Origin of the sequence: Litoreibacter arenae DSM 19593 (assembly GCF_000442275.2) — a bacterium.
In the GTDB taxonomy this organism is placed as follows: domain Bacteria; phylum Pseudomonadota; class Alphaproteobacteria; order Rhodobacterales; family Rhodobacteraceae; genus Litoreibacter; species Litoreibacter arenae.
This window is the reverse complement of record NZ_KE557306.1, coordinates 629317-645535: the sequence shown is the minus strand read 5'-3', so window position 1 is coordinate 645535 and position 16219 is coordinate 629317. Positions and strand designations below refer to the sequence as shown.

The following is a 16219-nucleotide window of genomic DNA, read 5'->3' as shown; positions in this document are numbered from 1 at the left end:
GCCCCTAGGCTTCGCCTGCCGAGGCGGCATAGAGGTCGCGCACCGTGCTCAGCATGTCGTCGTTGGAAAACGGCTTGGTCATGAAGTGGCTGACGCCGTAGCTTTCGGCCAGTTCGCGGTCCTTGGTCTGGCCCCGCGCGGTCAGCATCAGGATCGGCAGATCGCGGGTCGCCGCATCGCGTCGCAGGTCGCGCAGGATTTCAAAGCCGCTGCGACCGGGCAACATGACATCAAGCACCAACACATCCGGCGCGACACGTTGAACCGCCTCCACCGCGTCATGGCCTTGGGAGTGGATACGCACGGTCCAGCCGTCGCGTTCCAGCAGGAAGCTGATCGCCTCGATGATGTTCGGCTCATCCTCGACCAGCATTACCGATTTCGACATGCGCCGTGCTCCTCCCAAAGTTTGGCCGCTCATGCGCAGTTAGGACCGATTTCCGCCCGTTGTCAAAAGGCCTTGGCTTTGACCGCGCCCCAAAACAGTTGGCTCGCGCCGCGCATCGCAGTCGTCGCGGGTGCAGACACGGCACGAACTGCCGACGGGCAAGGTGTTCGTGTGGCTTTGGTCGTCCTGCGCCACCAACAGCATTGTCGCGTGGTAAACCGGCGGCCGGTCGAAGCGCAGCGGACCGGACGGATGGGCCAGCGCCATGGCCACGAACTGCGCCCCGTCCTCGGTCTCGACGACACGCCGCAGAGGCACCCCCGGAGAGCTGAGCGCGGCAAATAACGGCCAGAGCGGGCACCCCGCCCCGAACCACGGCAGCGCCAGTCCAGATGGGGACTTGCGCACCAGCAATGCCCCCGAGGCGTCGCAGGTGACCAGCCCGATATCGGGCAATGTCGCGCTACGCGGCAGGCTTGCAAGCCGCCGGAACACCGCTTCCAGCGGCACACCGAACTGCCCGGCAAGTGCTGCCGGATCAAGATGCGCGTCCTGCGCCGCGGCCTCGAATTCCGCCAGCGGCATGGCCCGCGCATCCGCGCGGTAGGTCTCGAAATATCGCCGCGCCAGCGACCGCGCCTCGGCGCTGTCGAGCACAGGTAGCTTGTCGGCAAGCTCCGCCGGATCGGCACCTTCCTCCAGCTCCGCCAGATGATGACCACGTCCGTCGAAGGCCGCGAAAACGGCCTCCAGCGGGGTCGCGCGTCCGGTATCGCGCCGCGACAGCCGGTCCAGATGCGACGCCATCGACGCGGAGCTTTCAGCCAACCTCCGGCTTTCGGTGTCGATGTTGCTGTGAAACCGCGCCTGCCAATCGGTACCCAGATCGGGGGTCCCCACGAGAATGGACGCGGTCGAGCGGATCGCGGAAACCGTGGACAAAACCTCGTGCATTTTCTCCGACAGGACAGGATCGTGGGTCAGGCGATCGTTGAGCCCGCCCATGGTCTGCTCCAGCGCCCGCAACCGCCGGTGTTGCGCCGTGATCTTCGCGGCCCATCCCGGAAAGCGGGCCACCAGATCGTCGATCTGGTCCAGTTCCACTGCAACTTCGCTATCCGATGCCGCAGCGTCCTGAAGCTCGGTCACCACCGCCCGCTCCGCCCCTTGAGTGAGCGTCGAGGCGTCGATTTTCAGCACCTCCGACAGCGCCCGCAGCGTCTTGCCACCGATTCTGCGGCGGTTGTGCTCGATCAGGTTGAGATAGCTGGCGGAAATGCCGATGCTTCGCGCAAGATCGGCCTGCTTGATACCACGCATCAGACGGTGCTCGCGAATTCTGGAGCCGGTCAGGGCCGATTTGGGCATGTCTTGTCCTTTGGCGATATCGCGCAAGCGCGGCTTTTCCTAAACGAATCCATAGGCTTTCCGCGCTGCGTGGAAAATTACTTTACATTTTCTGCGCAAGCAATGTCCATTTGTTTACAAAATTTCATTTCATCGCCAATGGCTTGTTGCGCGATTTACCGGTGCCCCCTGATACTACCCCATGCCTGACACCATCGGGCCAAGGCGTTCTCGGAGGAGGAGCGCGCCTAAAACACTTAGGGAGGAAATATGTCCAAATCGAACTTCACGCGTCGTGGGTTACTCAAGACGTCCGCAATGGCAGGCGGCGCTCTGGCGGCCCCGACACTTTTCGACGGCTCCGTCTGGGCCGACGCCCATTCCGGCTATCTGAACGCGCCGACCGGCTCCACCGTCACGCTGGGCTTCAACGTGCCGCAATCCGGCCCCTATGCCGACGAAGGCGCGGACGAGCTTCGCGCCTATGAGCTCGCGGTCGAGCACCTGAACGGCGGCGGCGACGGCGGCATGATGAGCACGTTCTCGTCCAAAGTGCTGCAAGGCAACGGCATCCTCGGCAAGAAGGTCGAGTTCGTCACCGGCGACACGCAGACCAAGTCCGACGCGGCCCGTGCATCGGCCAAGTCGATGATTGAAAAAGACGGCGCGGTGATGATCACCGGCGGCTCGTCTTCCGGCGTGGCTGTGGCTGTCCAGGGTCTGTGCCAAGAGGCTGGCGTGATCTTCATGGCGGGCCTGACCCACTCCAACGACACAACCGGCAAGGACAAGAAGGCCAACGGCTTCCGCCACTTCTTCAACGGCTATATGTCCGCAGCCGCCTTGGCACCCGTGCTGAACGCGCGTTACGGCTCCGACCGTGTCGCCTACCACCTGACGGCCGACTACACATGGGGCTGGACGCAGCAGGAATCCATTCAGGCCGCGACCGAGGCTATGGGCTGGAAGACCGCCAACAACGTGCTGACCCCGCTGGCGACGACGGACTTCTCGTCCTACGTGGCTCCGGTGCTGAACTCCGGCGCGGACGTGCTGGTGCTGAACCACTACGGCGGCAACATGGTGAACTCGCTGACATCCGCCGTGCAGTTCGGTCTGCGCGAGAAGCAGGTGAACGGCAAGGACTTCGAGATCGTCGTGCCGCTGTATTCCCGCCTGATGGCCAAGGGTGCGGGCGAAAACGTCAAAGGCATCTTCGGCTCTACCAACTGGCACTGGTCGCTGACCGACGAAGGCTCCAAGGCATTCGTCAAATCCTTCGGCGAGAAGTACGGCTTCCCACCCTCGCAGGCGGCGCATACCTGCTACGTGCAGACCATGCTCTATGCGGATGCGTGCGAACGCGCTGGCACTTTCAACCCGTGCGGCGTTGTCGAAGCCCTCGAAGGCTTCACGTTCGATGGCTTGGGCAACGGCCCGACCGAGTACCGCGCCGAGGATCACCAGTGCTTCAAGGACGTGCTGGTCGTGAAGGGGAAAGACAACCCGACCTCCGAATTCGACCTTCTCGAAATCGTGGAAATCACCCCACGGGCACAGGTCGAGTACGCGGTGGATCACCCGATGTTCGCCGGTGGCGAGCTGGGGTCGTGCAACCCAGGCGCATAAGCCGAGCTAACGCACTCCAAGCCGGGGCCTCGATGGCCCCGGCATCCCCTGCCCACTTGGCCGCATGCGCGGCACAGGTTTAGGCACGATCACCCCAACAGGCGAGACGGGACCGATGGACGTAATCATTCTTCAACTCTTAAACGGTTTGGACAAAGGCTCCGCATATGCGTTGATCGCCTTGGGCCTGACCCTGATTTTCGGCACGCTCGGCGTGGTGAACTTCGCCCACGGGGCGCTGTTCATGCTGGGGGCCTTCTGCGCGGTCACGCTGCAAAAAATCCTGTCGCTGTCCTTCGAGACAGTCGATCCGACCAAGACCGATTTCCTCGGCAATCCGGCGAAGATCAAGACGCCCTATGTCGAAAGCTGGTTCGGCCCCGAGCTTGGCAGCTCCATCATAGACTGGTCTGTACCGCTGGCGATCCTGTTCGCCATCCCGATCATGATCGGCGTCGGCTTCGTCATGGAGCGCGGGCTGATCAAGCACTTCTACAAGCGCCCGCATGCGGACCAAATCCTTGTGACCTTCGGCCTTGCCATCGTCATTCAAGAGGTCATCAAGCAGTTCTACGGTGCGAACCCAATCCCGACCCCTGCCCCCGACATGTTCAAGGGCTCGTTCGATTTCGGCACGCTTCTGGGCTTTGACCCGAACGTGGTCATCTACCCCTACTGGCGGCTGGTCTACTTCTTCTTCGCGGCGCTGATTATCGCCGCCGTGTTCGGCTTCCTGCAATTCACCACCTTCGGCATGGTTGTGCGCGCCGGTATGGCGGACCGTGAAACGGTGGGCTTGCTGGGCATCAACATCGACAAACGCTTCACCATCATGTTCGGCATCGCCGCCGCGGTGGCGGGGCTTGCGGGGGTCATGTATGCCCCGATCAACTCGCCCAATTACCATATGGGCATGGACTTCCTTGTCCTGAGCTTCGTGGTGGTCGTCGTCGGCGGTATGGGCTCGTTGCCCGGCGCGGTGCTGGCGGGGTTCCTGCTGGGCATTCTGGAGAGCTTCTCGTCGATGAACGAGATCAAGCAGATCCTGCCCGGCATCGACCAGATCATCATCTATCTCGTCGCAATCATCATTCTGCTGGTACGTCCCCGTGGCCTTATGGGTCGCAAGGGCGTGATGGAGGACTAAGACAATGCTAGGTCTCGAAAAGAAAGACACCTCCCTGCTCATCGTCGTCGCGATCCTGACGATGTGTGCTCCATTCATCCTGAACCCGTTTCCGGCGGACTCGGCGCTGGCGCAGTTCAACGCGGGCTATCCCGACCTGATGCAGCGCTTCGTGATCTTCGGCATCTTCGCCATCGGGTTCAACATCCTGTTCGGGCTGACAGGCTACCTGTCCTTCGGTCACGCGGCGTTCCTCGGCGTGGGGTCCTACTCCGCCGTTTGGATGTTCAAGCTGCTGGGCTACAACATCCTGCCGGGCATCTTCCTGTCGGTCATTACCTCGGGCCTGTTTGCCTTGCTGATCGGCTATATCTCGCTACGGCGGTCGGGGATCTATTTCTCGATCCTGACGCTGGCCTTCGCCCAGATGTCCTTCGCGCTGGCCTACTCGGTGCTGACACCGCTGACCAATGGCGAGACCGGCTTGCAGGTCTACACCTCCGACCCGCAATATTTCCACTCCGACGCGATGCCCAATATCCCGCATCTGTTCGGGCAGGAAATGCAGTCCACCTACACGCTGGACGCGGGCGCGTGGAGCTTTGACTTCAACACCGGCTACTACCTGTGCGCGCTGATCATGCTGGGGATGTTCTACCTCGCCATCCGCATCTTCCGCTCGCCCTTCGGGCTTATGCTGAAGGCGATCAAGACAAACCAGACGCGCCTGAACTACACCGGCCTGAACCCGCGCCCTTATACGTTGGCGGCCTTCGTGATCTCCGGCATGTATGCCGGTCTGGCGGGTGGCCTGATGGCGTCGATGGACCCGCTGGCCGGTGCGGAGCGGATGCAGTGGACGGCGTCCGGCGAGGTTGTTCTGATGACCATCCTCGGCGGCGCGGGCACCTTGATCGGGCCAGTGCTGGGCGCAGGCTTCATCAAGTATTTCGAGAACATCTTCTCGAAGATCAACGACACCGTGCTGCACCAGTGGTTCGCCTTCCTGCCCGACGGCATCGAGGACTTCCTGATCGCCATCGTCCACCCCTTCGTGGGCAAGGGTTGGCACCTGACGCTTGGCCTGCTGTTCATGGCCATCGTGATCTTCCTGCCCGGCGGGCTGGTCGAAGGCGGACAGAAGATCGCCAGACGGCTGGGCCTGAAAAAGGCCAAGGACGAGACGCCTGCCGCCACCGACACCACCCCTGCTGAATAAGGAGCACCTGACATGAGTATCCTGGAGATCAAGAATGTCGGCAAACGCTTCGGCGGGTTGCAGGCGCTGTCTGACGTAAACCTGAGTGTGGCCGAAAATACCGTCCACGCCATCATCGGCCCCAACGGGGCCGGCAAATCCACGCTGCTGAACTGCCTTGTGGGCAAGCTGATCCCCGACACCGGATCGGTCACCTTTCAGGGGCAATCCCTGCTGGGCCGCAAACCGCACGAGATCAACCAGATGGGGGTCTCCCGCGTGTTTCAGACGCCGGAGATTTTCGCAGACCTGACGGTGTTCGAGAATGTCGTGATCCCCAGCCTCGCGGCGCGGGACGGGTCGTTCCGGATGAACGCGTTGTCCGCGGTGCGCGGGCAAGGCGACATCAGGGCCACGGCGGAGGCGATCCTCGAAGACGTCAACATGCTCGACAAACGCCACATGATCGCGTCCTCGCTGTCACGCGGCGACAAGCGCCGGTTGGAAATGGCGATGTGTCTGGTGCAAAACCCCAAGCTGCTGCTGCTCGACGAGCCGACCGCAGGCATGGCGCGCGCCGACACCAACAACACGATCGACCTGCTGAAAGAGATCAAGGACAAGCGCGACATCACCATGGCGATCATCGAGCATGACATGCACGTCGTCTTCTCGCTCGCGGAGCGGATCACCGTTCTGGCCCAAGGCACGCCGCTGGTCGAGGAAACCCCCGAAAACATCAAAGGCCATCCCAAGGTGCGCGAAGCGTATCTGGGTGAAGCCCAAGTCTGAGGATTGGCCCCATGAATGTAAAACCCGACTTCAACAAGAACGCCAACAACGCCGCCACCGCCCCCGCCTTCCTGTCCGCATGGGAGATCGAGGCCTACTACGGCGAAAGCTACATCGTGCAGGGCGTCAGCTTCAACGTGCACGAGGGAGAGATCCTCGCCCTGCTGGGTCGCAACGGGGCGGGCAAGACCTCTACCCTGCGCACGTTGGCGCGTCTTGGCGACCCGCAGCTCAAACATGGTGAAATCTGGCTGGATCACCAGCCGCTGCACAGTATGCAGTCCTATGAGGCGGCAGCGGCGGGGATCGCTCTGGTCCCGGAGGATCGCCGCATCATCGCCGGTCTGACCGTGGAGGAAAACCTGCAACTGGCCCAAATCGCCCCACCCATCGGCTGGTCGCTGGAACGCGTCTACGAGCTGTTCCCCCGCCTGGGCGAGCGCCGCAAGCAAGAGGGCGTGACCCTGTCGGGCGGCGAGCAGCAGATGCTGGCCATCGCTCGGGCCCTTTGCCGCGACATCAAAGTCCTGTTGCTGGACGAGCCTTACGAGGGGCTGGCCCCCGTGATCGTGCAGGAAATTGCCAAAACGCTGCAAATCATCCGTGATCAAGGCATCACCACGATCATCGTGGAGCAAAATGCCGTCGCCGCGCTGAAACTGGCAGACCGCGCGGTGATCCTTGATACGGGGTCTGTTGTCTTCGACGGCTCTGCCGAAGAAGTGCTGGAGAACGACGCGTTGCGGGCCGAGTATCTGGCGATCTGAGGCAGCGATGCTCCGAACAATTCAAGGCGCAGTTTTCTTAAACTGCGCCTTTTTTCATGCGCATCGTTAACACTCGCTTCATCAAGGTTAAGCACTTTGGAAGACGGGTGGGCTCCTCGTCGACGGAAGGGCAATGCGATGACGACACTTTCACAACATCTGAACGGCTTGCTGCCGCTCCCCCTGAAACCTGCCGCACCACAGGTCACCGACCGCACGCAGGTACCCGAACAGCGCCTGATGGCACCGCCGGTATCGCAAGCGCGGGTCGACCCGGTAGCGCCTGCGGCGGTATCGGCGGCGGCGCTGTTTCCTCCCGACCAAATCCCGCCCGCGCCGCTGCGCGACCGTGAGCAGCACGAATTGCAGGCCCTCTTGCGCAATATGCAAGGGATAGAGCAGCCTCCGCCCAAGGGCGAACGCGTCGACCTTCTGGTCCCGCGCCCGACCGATGCCGCGTAGGGCCAACCCTAGCGCGCTATAATTCACGGCTTTTCACCTATTCCGCCTTGGCCTATAAGCGGTAGAGTCAAAGCAATGCCGCATTACCGGACCAGGTTCCGGCACGTAAGAACGGCACCCCGGGTCGAGGATGAAACGAATGGCAAAGAACTCCCATGACGGCGACGTCGCTTTTGTAAAAGCGCTGGCAGAGATTCTGAAAGAAAACGATCTCACAGAACTGGAGGTGATGCGCGAATATGGCGAGGATGACAGCCTGAACGTGCGTGTCTCCAAGCAGGTCAATGTCGTGCAGCAAACCATGGCTGCCGCACCGGCGGCCCCCGCCTCAGCACCCGCGGCCAGCGCGCCTGCAGCGGCACCCCAACCGGCATCTGCGGCAGCGACGGACGATGATCCCGCGCAGCATCCCGGTGCGGTAACCTCGCCCATGGTCGGCACGTGCTACCTGCAGGCCGAGCCCGGAACCCCGCCTTTCGCCGCTGTCGGCGACAAGGTGACCGAAGGCCAGACCTTGATGATCATCGAGGCGATGAAAACCATGAACCACATCCCGGCCCCAAGAGCCGGCACCGTCAAGCGCGTGCTGGTCGAGGATGGCACGCCTGTGGAATTCGGCGCACCGCTGATGATCGTGGAGTAATCCTCCATGTTCAAAAAGATCCTCATCGCGAACCGTGGCGAAATCGCCCTGCGCGTCATCCGTGCGGCACGCGAAATGGGCATCCAGTCCGTCGCCGTGCACTCCACTGCCGATAGCGACGCCATGCATGTGCGCATGGCTGACGAGGCGATCTGCATCGGCCCGCCCCCAAGCACCGATAGCTATTTGTCGATCCCCGCCATCATCTCGGCCTGTGAAATCACCGGCGCGGAGGCGATCCATCCGGGCTACGGGTTCCTGTCGGAAAACGCCGGATTCGTGCAGATCGTTGAAGATCACGGCATCAAGTTCATTGGCCCCACCGCGGAGCATATCCGTGTTATGGGCGACAAGATCACGGCCATCGACACCATGAAAAAGCTGGGCGTGCCCTGCGTCCCCGGCTCGGGTGGCGGCGTCACCTCGCTTGAGGATGCCTACCGTATCGGCGACGAAATCGGCTATCCGGTCATCATCAAGGCCACGGCGGGCGGCGGCGGCAAGGGCATGAAGGTCGCAACCTCCCGCGATGATATGAAAAGCGCGTTCCAGACCGCAAGGTCGGAGGGTAAGTCCAACTTCGGCAATGACGAAGTCTATATCGAGAAGTATTTGACCACCCCCCGCCACATCGAAATTCAGGTCTTCGGCGACGGTAAGGGCCGCGCCGTGCATCTGGGGGAGCGGGACTGCTCCCTGCAACGCCGCCACCAAAAGGTGTTCGAGGAGGCCCCCGGCCCTGCCATCGACGCAGAGACCCGTGCGCGGATCGGTAAGGTGTGTGCCGATGCCGTCGCCAATATCGACTACGAGGGCGCAGGCACCATCGAGTTTCTGTACGAGAACGGCGAGTTCTACTTCATCGAGATGAACACCCGCCTTCAGGTCGAACACCCTGTCACCGAAGCCGTCTTCGGCGTCGATCTGGTGCGCGAGCAGATCAATGTCGCCGCCGGATTGCCGATGTCCTTCCAGCAGGACGACCTTGTGGTGAACGGCCACGCGATCGAGGTGCGCATTAACGCGGAAAAACTGCCCAACTTCAGCCCCTGCCCCGGAAAAATCACGCAATATCATGCCCCCGGCGGGCTTGGCGTGCGGATGGATTCGGCGCTCTATGACGGCTATTCGATCCCGCCTTACTACGACAGTTTGATCGGTAAGCTGATCGTCCATGCCCCCGACCGCCCCGCCGCCTTGGCAAGGCTGCAACGCGCGTTGGGAGAGCTGATCGTGGACGGGATCGACACAACCACGCCGCTGTTCCATGCTCTTCTGGCCGAAAAAGCTGTGCAAACCGGTGACTACAACATCCACTGGCTGGAACACTGGCTGGCTGAACACACCTAAGAGTTGCGCACAACGCGCAGCCCTGCTTTCCTGACGGCATGGCCCGAGACGATCACACGCCGGAACTCACGCCCGATCTGATCCTGCACGCCTATGCGCGCGGGATATTTCCGATGGCTGAAAGCGCCGAGGATGACGGCCTGTTCTGGCTCGACCCCGATATACGTGGCGTGATCCCGCTTGACGGATTTCATATCTCGCGGTCTCTGCGCAAAACCATCCTGAGCGAGCCGTATCAGATCAAGGTCGATACCGATTTTGCAGGCGTCATCGAAGGCTGTGCGGACCGCGCCGAGACATGGATCAATGGCCCGATCTTCGGCATCTACATGGACCTGTTCCGCGCAGGCCACGCCCATTCGGTCGAGGTCTGGGACGGCCCGGACCTGGTCGGCGGCGTCTACGGCGTCACTTTGAAAGCCGCGTTTTTCGGGGAATCCATGTTCTCCCGCCGCCGTGATGCGTCGAAAATCGCGCTGGCCTATCTGGTGTCGCGACTGAATGCCGGCGGGTTCAAACTGCTCGACACGCAATTCCTGACGCCACATCTGGCATCGCTGGGCGGCGTCGAGATTTCGCGCGCTAGTTACCAGCAAGCCCTTCAGGACGCATTATCGGCAGAGGCGAACTTTCTCCGGCAACCACTGACGGTGTCCGGTCGTCAAGTTTGCACCTGATCGCCCAGACGTCATAGCGCGGGTGATCCATCGCGTTCAGCGCAGGGCTGGAGGCAACCATCCAGCCCTCGAAAACCGGCTTCTGGGTGTTGTTGTCGACGATACTCAGGCTGACGAACGCGTCGCCGCTGGGGTTCCCCTTTGGGTAGCGGCAGTCATGCATTGTAATGCTCAACGGACCGAACCGCGCCACCTCGCCCACTGTCAAAACGATATCGTCACTGGTCGCGGCAAGCTTGTCCAGACCGCGCATGACGGCTTGCGCAGCACTTGACGCGGCGGCGCGGGCGCGGCTTTCGACCACGGGCGCGTTGCCCAAGCGGATCACAGTGTCATCGCCTTGAATGGTGGTCTGGGCTGCTGCGGGCGTTGCCAACAGAATGGCGGCGATAAGTCGCCTCATTCCTCGCCGTCTCCGGCCACAAACTTCATGAGCAGGGTAATCAGGGACACCGAGCTTTGGGTATCCTCGATCTCGCCGCCCGGCTCCAGATTGAACGGCGAACCGCCGGGGATCACCTCGACGAAATTGCCGCCCAACAGCCCCTCGGAGCTGATGGAGATCGCACTATCGTCAGGAACCTCAATCCCCTGCTTCATCGTAAATGTCGCGTCGGCCCGGAAGGTCTGCGGGTTCAGCTCAAGCCCCGTCACGGTGCCGACCTTGACCCCCGCCATGCGCACGTCGGTGCCGACTTTTACCCCTTCGGCAGAGCGAAAACTCGCCGCCAAGGAATATGCGTCCCCGCCGGTGGCAAACGACGTCGCGCCGGTCGCGAAGACCAGAAACCCGATCGCCACGGCCAGAACGCCGGTCCCGACAATCACTTCAGTAATGTTCTCAGACATATACGCCCCCAGCCCGTCTTGCGCCTATTCCGGCGTCCAGGCCTCGTAGTCCTGACGCCGTTTTGGCTCTGCCCGGCGCAGCGAGCCCTTCGGCACATAGGCCATTTCTGTGCCAGTGAGGTTCGGCAAGTGCGGTTTTTCCCACGCCTTGCGCTTGATCGGGGCCTCGCTGGGCGGCTCGTCCCATGTGTGGTGCAGCCAGCCGTGCCAGTCCGGGCTGATACGTGACGCTTCGGCTTCGCCGTTGAAAATCACCCAGCGGCGCTTGCCGCCAGACGTCTGGTAGAAGATGTTTCCGCCTTCGTCCTCGCCCACCTTTTCACCTTTTCGCCAGGTGAACAGTTGCGTGTTCAAAGTCTGCCCGTTCCACCAGGTTACCGCGCGCAAAAGAGTGTTGAGAATGCCCATACCGGCCTCCGAAATTCGTCCTGCTTTATATGGACCATAGCCACGCCACAGTCCAGAGCGCTAAGCCGCCGGTTTATACGCCGTCACCTCGATCTCGATGCGGTATTTCGGGTCGATCAGCCCGCATTCGATCATCGTGGCCGCTGGCGGGGTGCTGCCGAAAGTAGCACTCAGGATCGGCCAGCAGGATTCGAACTCGCTGGCGGCGGGCAGCATGTAAGTGACACGCACCACATCGGCAAAGCTGGCGCCTGCGTCCAGCAATGCCTTGTCGATGATTTTCAGCGCCGCGGCGCATTGCGCGGCGGCCCCTTTCGGCGGCTCGCCGGTGTCCTCCAAGGGCGGTGCCACCGTTCCCGAAACGTGTATCCAGTCCCCCGCCACCACCGCGCGGCAGTACCCGATTTTGGCCTCGAACGCGCCGCCGGAGTGGATTCTTTTGATGGTCATAGTCGTCTCCTAGTCGCCATACCGCACCCGGGCGGCAAACCCTTGCGGCTTTGAGTAGATGAATACTGTCTCGCCTACGCCATCCACAATAACAAATGACCCCGCCTTGGTTACCGCGTGGTCAACACGGCGTCGGATGTCGGCATCCCATTCAGGCGCGCAGGTGGACAGCGCATCGCGGGTCATGTCGCCCAAAGGCGGCATGGGCGTCGCGGTCCAGTCGTCGCCGCCGTAGGACAGTTGCCAATGCGGCGAGGTCTGTGTCGGCACCGGCGGCATTGACAACGCGTCATCGGGCAAGGCGACGACTGCATATGTGCAGGCCCAGTCGTTATCGCCAGGACCATGCCAGCGCTTGCTTTCAAGCGGCGTGCTTCCGGGCAAAACCTGTTCGAAAACCTGTGCGGCATAGCGTGGGTTTTCAAAGAGGATGTTGTGAAGATGCCAAGAGCCCCAAACGAGGAACGGGAATGCCAGCAGCCCCAAAAGCGAAAGGCCGACCCGTCGGGCCGACCTTTTCAAATCTCGTCTCCAAGGCAATCAGCTTTACCCCGCTTCTGCCCCGGCTTCCTTCTTCGCCTCGCCGTAGATGATCAGCGGCTTGGCGGTGCGGCTCACTGCGTCTTCATTGACCAGAACCTCGTCCACATTGTCCAAGGCAGGCAGCTCGAACATGGTGTCGAGCAGGATGTCCTCAAGGATCGAGCGAAGGCCACGTGCGCCAGTTTTGCGTTCAATCGCGCGTTTCGCGATGGCAACCAAAGCGTCGTCGGTGAAGGTCAGTTTGGCGTCTTCAAGCTCGAACAGGCGCTGGTATTGCTTGATCAGCGCGTTTTTCGGCTGGGTCAGGATGATGACAAGCGACTCTTCGTCAAGGTCTTCCAGCGTCGCGATGACCGGCAGACGTCCGACGAATTCCGGGATCAGCCCGAATTTCAGCAGATCTTCCGGCTCCAGCTCCTTGAACAGATCGCCCACGCCCTTTTCGTTCTCGTCGCGCACGTCAGCGCCAAAGCCCATGGCAGAGCCCTTGCCCCGCTGCGCGATAATCTTGTCGAGACCCGCGAACGCACCACCACAGATGAACAGGATGTTGGTCGTGTCCACTTGCAGGAATTCCTGCTGCGGATGCTTGCGCCCGCCTTGCGGGGGAACGGAGGCCACGGTGCCTTCCATGATCTTCAGAAGCGCCTGCTGCACACCCTCGCCCGACACATCGCGGGTGATCGACGGATTGTCGGACTTGCGGGTGATCTTGTCGACCTCGTCAATATAGACGATGCCGCGCTGCGCGCGCTCGACATTGTATTCGGATGCCTGCAACAGCTTGAGGATGATGTTCTCAACATCCTCGCCCACATAACCGGCCTCGGTCAGGGTCGTGGCGTCGGCCATGGTAAACGGCACATCCAGAATGCGCGCCAGCGTTTGCGCCAGCAGTGTCTTGCCGCAGCCCGTGGGACCGATCAGCATGATGTTGGATTTCGCCAGCTCGATATCGCTGGATTTCCCAGCGTGATTGAGCCGCTTGTAATGGTTGTGAACCGCAACAGACAGCACGCGCTTCGCGTGGCCCTGGCCGATCACATAGTCGTCCAGCACTTCGCAGATTTCCTGCGGTGTCGGCACGCCATCGGCGGCTTTCAGGCCGGCGGTCTTCGTCTCTTCGCGGATGATGTCCATGCAAAGTTCGACGCATTCATCGCAGATGAACACGGTCGGGCCTGCAATCAGCTTGCGCACTTCATGCTGGGATTTGCCGCAAAAAGAGCAATAGAGGGTGTTTTTGCCGTCACCTGAATTGTTAGCCATTGCACCACCTATCCTGATTTTGCCCGCCACATTTTGCAGCGTCGGGTGTCGTTTGCGCCTGTTTGGCCAAGTTAGGCCACCAGCAAGGGAGGCACAACGCCAAAAAACGTATTTCCTGCGCCCTGCTTCCCGAAGGAAACAAGGCGCAGATTTGCCTATTTACCGCCGTCTTTGTCGTCATCGCCCTTGCTGCGATTCTCGACGATTTCGTCAATATGGCCCCAGTCTTTCGCTTCTTCGGGGGACATGAAGTTGTCGCGGTCCAGCGCTTTCTCGACCGCCTTCTTGGTCTGGCCGGTATGCTTCACATAAATGTCATAGAGCCGGTCTTTGAGCTTCTGCGTCTCGGCGGCGTGAATCATGATGTCAGACGCCTGCCCCTGATAGCCACCCGACGGCTGGTGGACCATGATCCGCGAGTTCGGCAGCGAGAACCGCATGCCCTTTTCGCCACCCGCCAGCAGCACGGAGCCCATGGAGGCCGCCTGCCCGATGCACAGCGTCGAAACCTTCGGCTTGATGTACTGCATCGTGTCATAGATCGACAGACCCGACGTCACAACGCCACCGGGCGAGTTGATGTAGATGCTGATTTCCTTGGAAGGGTTTTCCGCCTCCAGATGCAGCAGCTGCGCCACCACCAGATGGGACATGCCGTCATGGATGGGCCCGTTGATGAAAATGATCCGCTCCTTCAACAGGCGCGAGAAAATGTCGTAGGCCCGTTCGCCGCGGCTGGTCTGTTCGACCACCATCGGGACGAGGTTCATATAGGTTTCGACTGGATCGTACATGCCTGCCTGCCTTCTGCTTTTGAGCGGTTCGTAATGCGTAAATATGAACGCGAGGTTAGTGGCGGAGAAAAACGGGCGCAAGCGCATCTCGCCGCTGCACCCTTGCGTCCTCGAATTGGGGCGTTTTGCGGGAAGTTCAAGCGGGCGACCATGACCTTATGCAGCTGATGTGGTAGGCATTCTTTGGTCGGCAAAGGTCGCCAAGCGTCACATTCGCCGAAATGTGCTTTAACATTTCATCACAAACCGCTGCTCTCAAACTATAAAAGAACTCCTACAATGACGAAAACTGCCGATATACGCGAACAGGCCTCCCGTCTTTTCAAGGTAGCTGTCGCTGCCGCCGACCCTTTCAAAGCCGTCGAAAGCGCCTTGGCGGGCGCCCCCTTGGACGCGAAAGGAACCCTCTATCTGGTCGCGGTCGGCAAGGCTGCCGTGCCGATGATGCAGGCCACGCTGAAAAATGTGACGCCGGAGAGCAGAATTCAGGCGCTCGCCGTCACCAACCCCGAAAACGCAGCCCCGTTGGATGGGTGTCGCGTTTTGCAATCGGGCCACCCCGTGCCCGATCACGCCGGCGAGATGGCCGCACGCGAGGTGGAGCAGATGCTGGCGGACACAACCCCCGACGACCGCGTAATCGCGCTCATTTCGGGCGGCGGGTCGGCGCTGCTGCCCGCTCCGGTTGACGGCGTGACTCTCGCGGATAAGGCGCAGGTCAATCAGCTTCTGCTCGGATCCGGCCTTGATATCAACGACATGAACCACATCCGTCAGCAGCTATCGCGCCTCAAAGGCGGCGGGTTATTGCGGGTTGCCGCCCCCGCGCCTGTAACGGCGTATATTCTGTCCGATGTTGTCGGCGATGATCTGCGTGCAATTGCCTCCGGCCCGACCGTCGCCCCGATCGGCACCAGAGCCAGCGCCAAGGCCTTGCTGGAAAAGGCAAAAATCTGGGAAAAGATGCCCGACAGCGTCAAGGCGCATCTGAGCCAGCCGGAGCTTGCCCCCCCCAAGCTACCGGATGCCGAGAACCACCTGATCGCGTCGAACCGCCAGAGCCTCGACGCCATGCGCGCGGCTTGTCCGGAGGCGCAGGTTATCAACGACAGGCTGGAGGGCAACGTGGCAGACGTTGCCCCGCAGCTGGCAGAGATATTCCGCGCCCTGCCACAAGATGCACCGGCCGTTCTGCTGTTTGGTGGCGAGACCACCGTGACCCTGACCGGCACGGGAAAAGGCGGGCGAAACCAGGACCTTGCATTGCGTATTGCACTTGAGCACATCCCCGGCGACTGGGTGTTTCTGTCAGGCGGCACCGACGGGCGCGACGGGCCGACGGACGCTGCGGGCGGCTTGGTGGACAACCGGTCTACCGAGCGCATGCGCGCAGCAGGCGTCGATCCCGAGACGCTGCTTGCCGATAACGACGCCTATGCCGCGCTCAGCGCGTCCGGTGATTTGCTGATGACGGGCGGCACCGGCACCAATGTGGCCGATGTGCAGATATTCATCCGCCGCTAACAC

At 61.3% G+C, this 16219-nt stretch carries 19 protein-coding genes; 10 read left to right on the top strand and 9 right to left on the bottom strand.

The window, feature by feature from the left end:
- Positions 1-4: 4 nt before the first annotated feature.
- Together THALAR_RS03290 and THALAR_RS03285 are read right to left on the bottom strand one after the other, a co-directional pair.
- Entirely contained in the window at positions 5-388 is a 384-nt protein-coding gene (locus THALAR_RS03290) for a response regulator transcription factor (RefSeq protein ID WP_021100060.1), read from the bottom strand.
- A gap of 39 nt (positions 389-427) precedes the next feature.
- The gene (locus THALAR_RS03285; protein ID WP_040817130.1) at positions 428-1756 is read right to left on the bottom strand and encodes a short-chain fatty acyl-CoA regulator family protein; all 1329 of its coding nucleotides are present in this window, start codon (positions 1754-1756) and stop codon (positions 428-430) included.
- 249 nt (positions 1757-2005) lie between these two features.
- Here THALAR_RS03285 and THALAR_RS03280 point away from each other — a divergent pair, with 249 nt between their 5' ends.
- From THALAR_RS03280 to aat, 9 genes are all read left to right on the top strand, one after another.
- Positions 2006-3364, top strand: coding sequence for a substrate-binding protein (locus tag THALAR_RS03280; protein WP_021100058.1), 1359 nt, complete (start codon positions 2006-2008; stop codon positions 3362-3364).
- A gap of 115 nt (positions 3365-3479) precedes the next feature.
- Complete coding sequence (locus THALAR_RS03275) at positions 3480-4511, top strand: branched-chain amino acid ABC transporter permease (protein WP_021100057.1); 1032 nt, start codon at positions 3480-3482, stop codon at positions 4509-4511.
- Positions 4512-4515: 4 nt separating this feature from the next.
- Positions 4516-5709, top strand: a complete 1194-nt coding sequence (locus THALAR_RS03270; protein WP_021100056.1) for a branched-chain amino acid ABC transporter permease — start codon at positions 4516-4518, stop codon at positions 5707-5709.
- A 12-nt stretch (positions 5710-5721) separates the two neighbouring features.
- On the top strand, positions 5722-6480 hold the full coding sequence (locus tag THALAR_RS03265; RefSeq protein WP_021100055.1) for an ABC transporter ATP-binding protein: 759 nt from the start codon (positions 5722-5724) through the stop codon (positions 6478-6480).
- A gap of 11 nt (positions 6481-6491) precedes the next feature.
- The gene (locus THALAR_RS03260) at positions 6492-7247 is read left to right on the top strand and encodes an ABC transporter ATP-binding protein (RefSeq protein ID WP_021100054.1); all 756 of its coding nucleotides are present in this window, start codon (positions 6492-6494) and stop codon (positions 7245-7247) included.
- Positions 7248-7385: 138 nt separating this feature from the next.
- Positions 7386-7709: a hypothetical protein gene (locus THALAR_RS03255; protein ID WP_021100053.1), complete on the top strand. Its 324-nt coding sequence runs from the start codon at positions 7386-7388 to the stop codon at positions 7707-7709.
- Between the two features lie 139 nt (positions 7710-7848).
- Positions 7849-8352 carry an acetyl-CoA carboxylase biotin carboxyl carrier protein gene (gene accB / locus THALAR_RS03250; protein ID WP_021100052.1) on the top strand — a complete coding sequence of 168 codons (504 nt, stop codon included), beginning with the start codon at positions 7849-7851 and terminating at the stop codon, positions 8350-8352.
- A gap of 6 nt (positions 8353-8358) precedes the next feature.
- Positions 8359-9702 carry an acetyl-CoA carboxylase biotin carboxylase subunit gene (gene accC, locus THALAR_RS03245; RefSeq protein ID WP_021100051.1) on the top strand — a complete coding sequence of 448 codons (1344 nt, stop codon included), beginning with the start codon at positions 8359-8361 and terminating at the stop codon, positions 9700-9702.
- 38 nt (positions 9703-9740) lie between these two features.
- On the top strand, positions 9741-10379 hold the full coding sequence (gene aat, locus THALAR_RS03240; protein ID WP_021100050.1) for a leucyl/phenylalanyl-tRNA--protein transferase: 639 nt from the start codon (positions 9741-9743) through the stop codon (positions 10377-10379).
- On the opposite strand, the gene THALAR_RS03235 is transcribed toward aat, so the two are convergent.
- From THALAR_RS03235 to THALAR_RS03205, 7 genes are all read right to left on the bottom strand, one after another.
- Positions 10285-10782 (bottom strand): DUF2155 domain-containing protein, encoded by a 498-nt coding sequence (locus tag THALAR_RS03235; protein WP_040817126.1) that lies wholly within the window; start codon positions 10780-10782, stop codon positions 10285-10287. The genes aat and THALAR_RS03235 overlap by 95 nt on opposite strands.
- The gene (gene mlaD, locus THALAR_RS03230; RefSeq protein WP_021100049.1) at positions 10779-11228 is read right to left on the bottom strand and encodes an outer membrane lipid asymmetry maintenance protein MlaD; all 450 of its coding nucleotides are present in this window, start codon (positions 11226-11228) and stop codon (positions 10779-10781) included. Before mlaD ends, THALAR_RS03235 begins: the two co-directional genes overlap by 4 nt.
- 24 nt (positions 11229-11252) lie before the next feature.
- Complete coding sequence (locus THALAR_RS03225) at positions 11253-11636, bottom strand: NADH:ubiquinone oxidoreductase subunit NDUFA12 (RefSeq protein ID WP_021100048.1); 384 nt, start codon at positions 11634-11636, stop codon at positions 11253-11255.
- Positions 11637-11696: 60 nt separating this feature from the next.
- Positions 11697-12086 carry a Rid family hydrolase gene (locus tag THALAR_RS03220; RefSeq protein ID WP_021100047.1) on the bottom strand — a complete coding sequence of 130 codons (390 nt, stop codon included), beginning with the start codon at positions 12084-12086 and terminating at the stop codon, positions 11697-11699.
- 9 nt (positions 12087-12095) lie between these two features.
- Positions 12096-12608: a hypothetical protein gene (locus THALAR_RS03215; RefSeq protein ID WP_021100046.1), complete on the bottom strand. Its 513-nt coding sequence runs from the start codon at positions 12606-12608 to the stop codon at positions 12096-12098.
- Positions 12609-12632: 24 nt separating this feature from the next.
- A complete protein-coding gene (clpX, locus tag THALAR_RS03210) occupies positions 12633-13898 on the bottom strand; it encodes an ATP-dependent Clp protease ATP-binding subunit ClpX (protein WP_021100045.1) in 1266 nt (421 codons plus the stop codon).
- A 155-nt stretch (positions 13899-14053) separates the two neighbouring features.
- Positions 14054-14692, bottom strand: coding sequence for an ATP-dependent Clp protease proteolytic subunit (locus THALAR_RS03205; protein ID WP_040817120.1), 639 nt, complete (start codon positions 14690-14692; stop codon positions 14054-14056).
- A 279-nt stretch (positions 14693-14971) separates the two neighbouring features.
- Here THALAR_RS03205 and THALAR_RS03200 point away from each other — a divergent pair, with 279 nt between their 5' ends.
- Positions 14972-16216 (top strand): glycerate kinase type-2 family protein, encoded by a 1245-nt coding sequence (locus THALAR_RS03200; RefSeq protein WP_021100043.1) that lies wholly within the window; start codon positions 14972-14974, stop codon positions 16214-16216.
- Positions 16217-16219 lie beyond the last annotated feature (3 nt).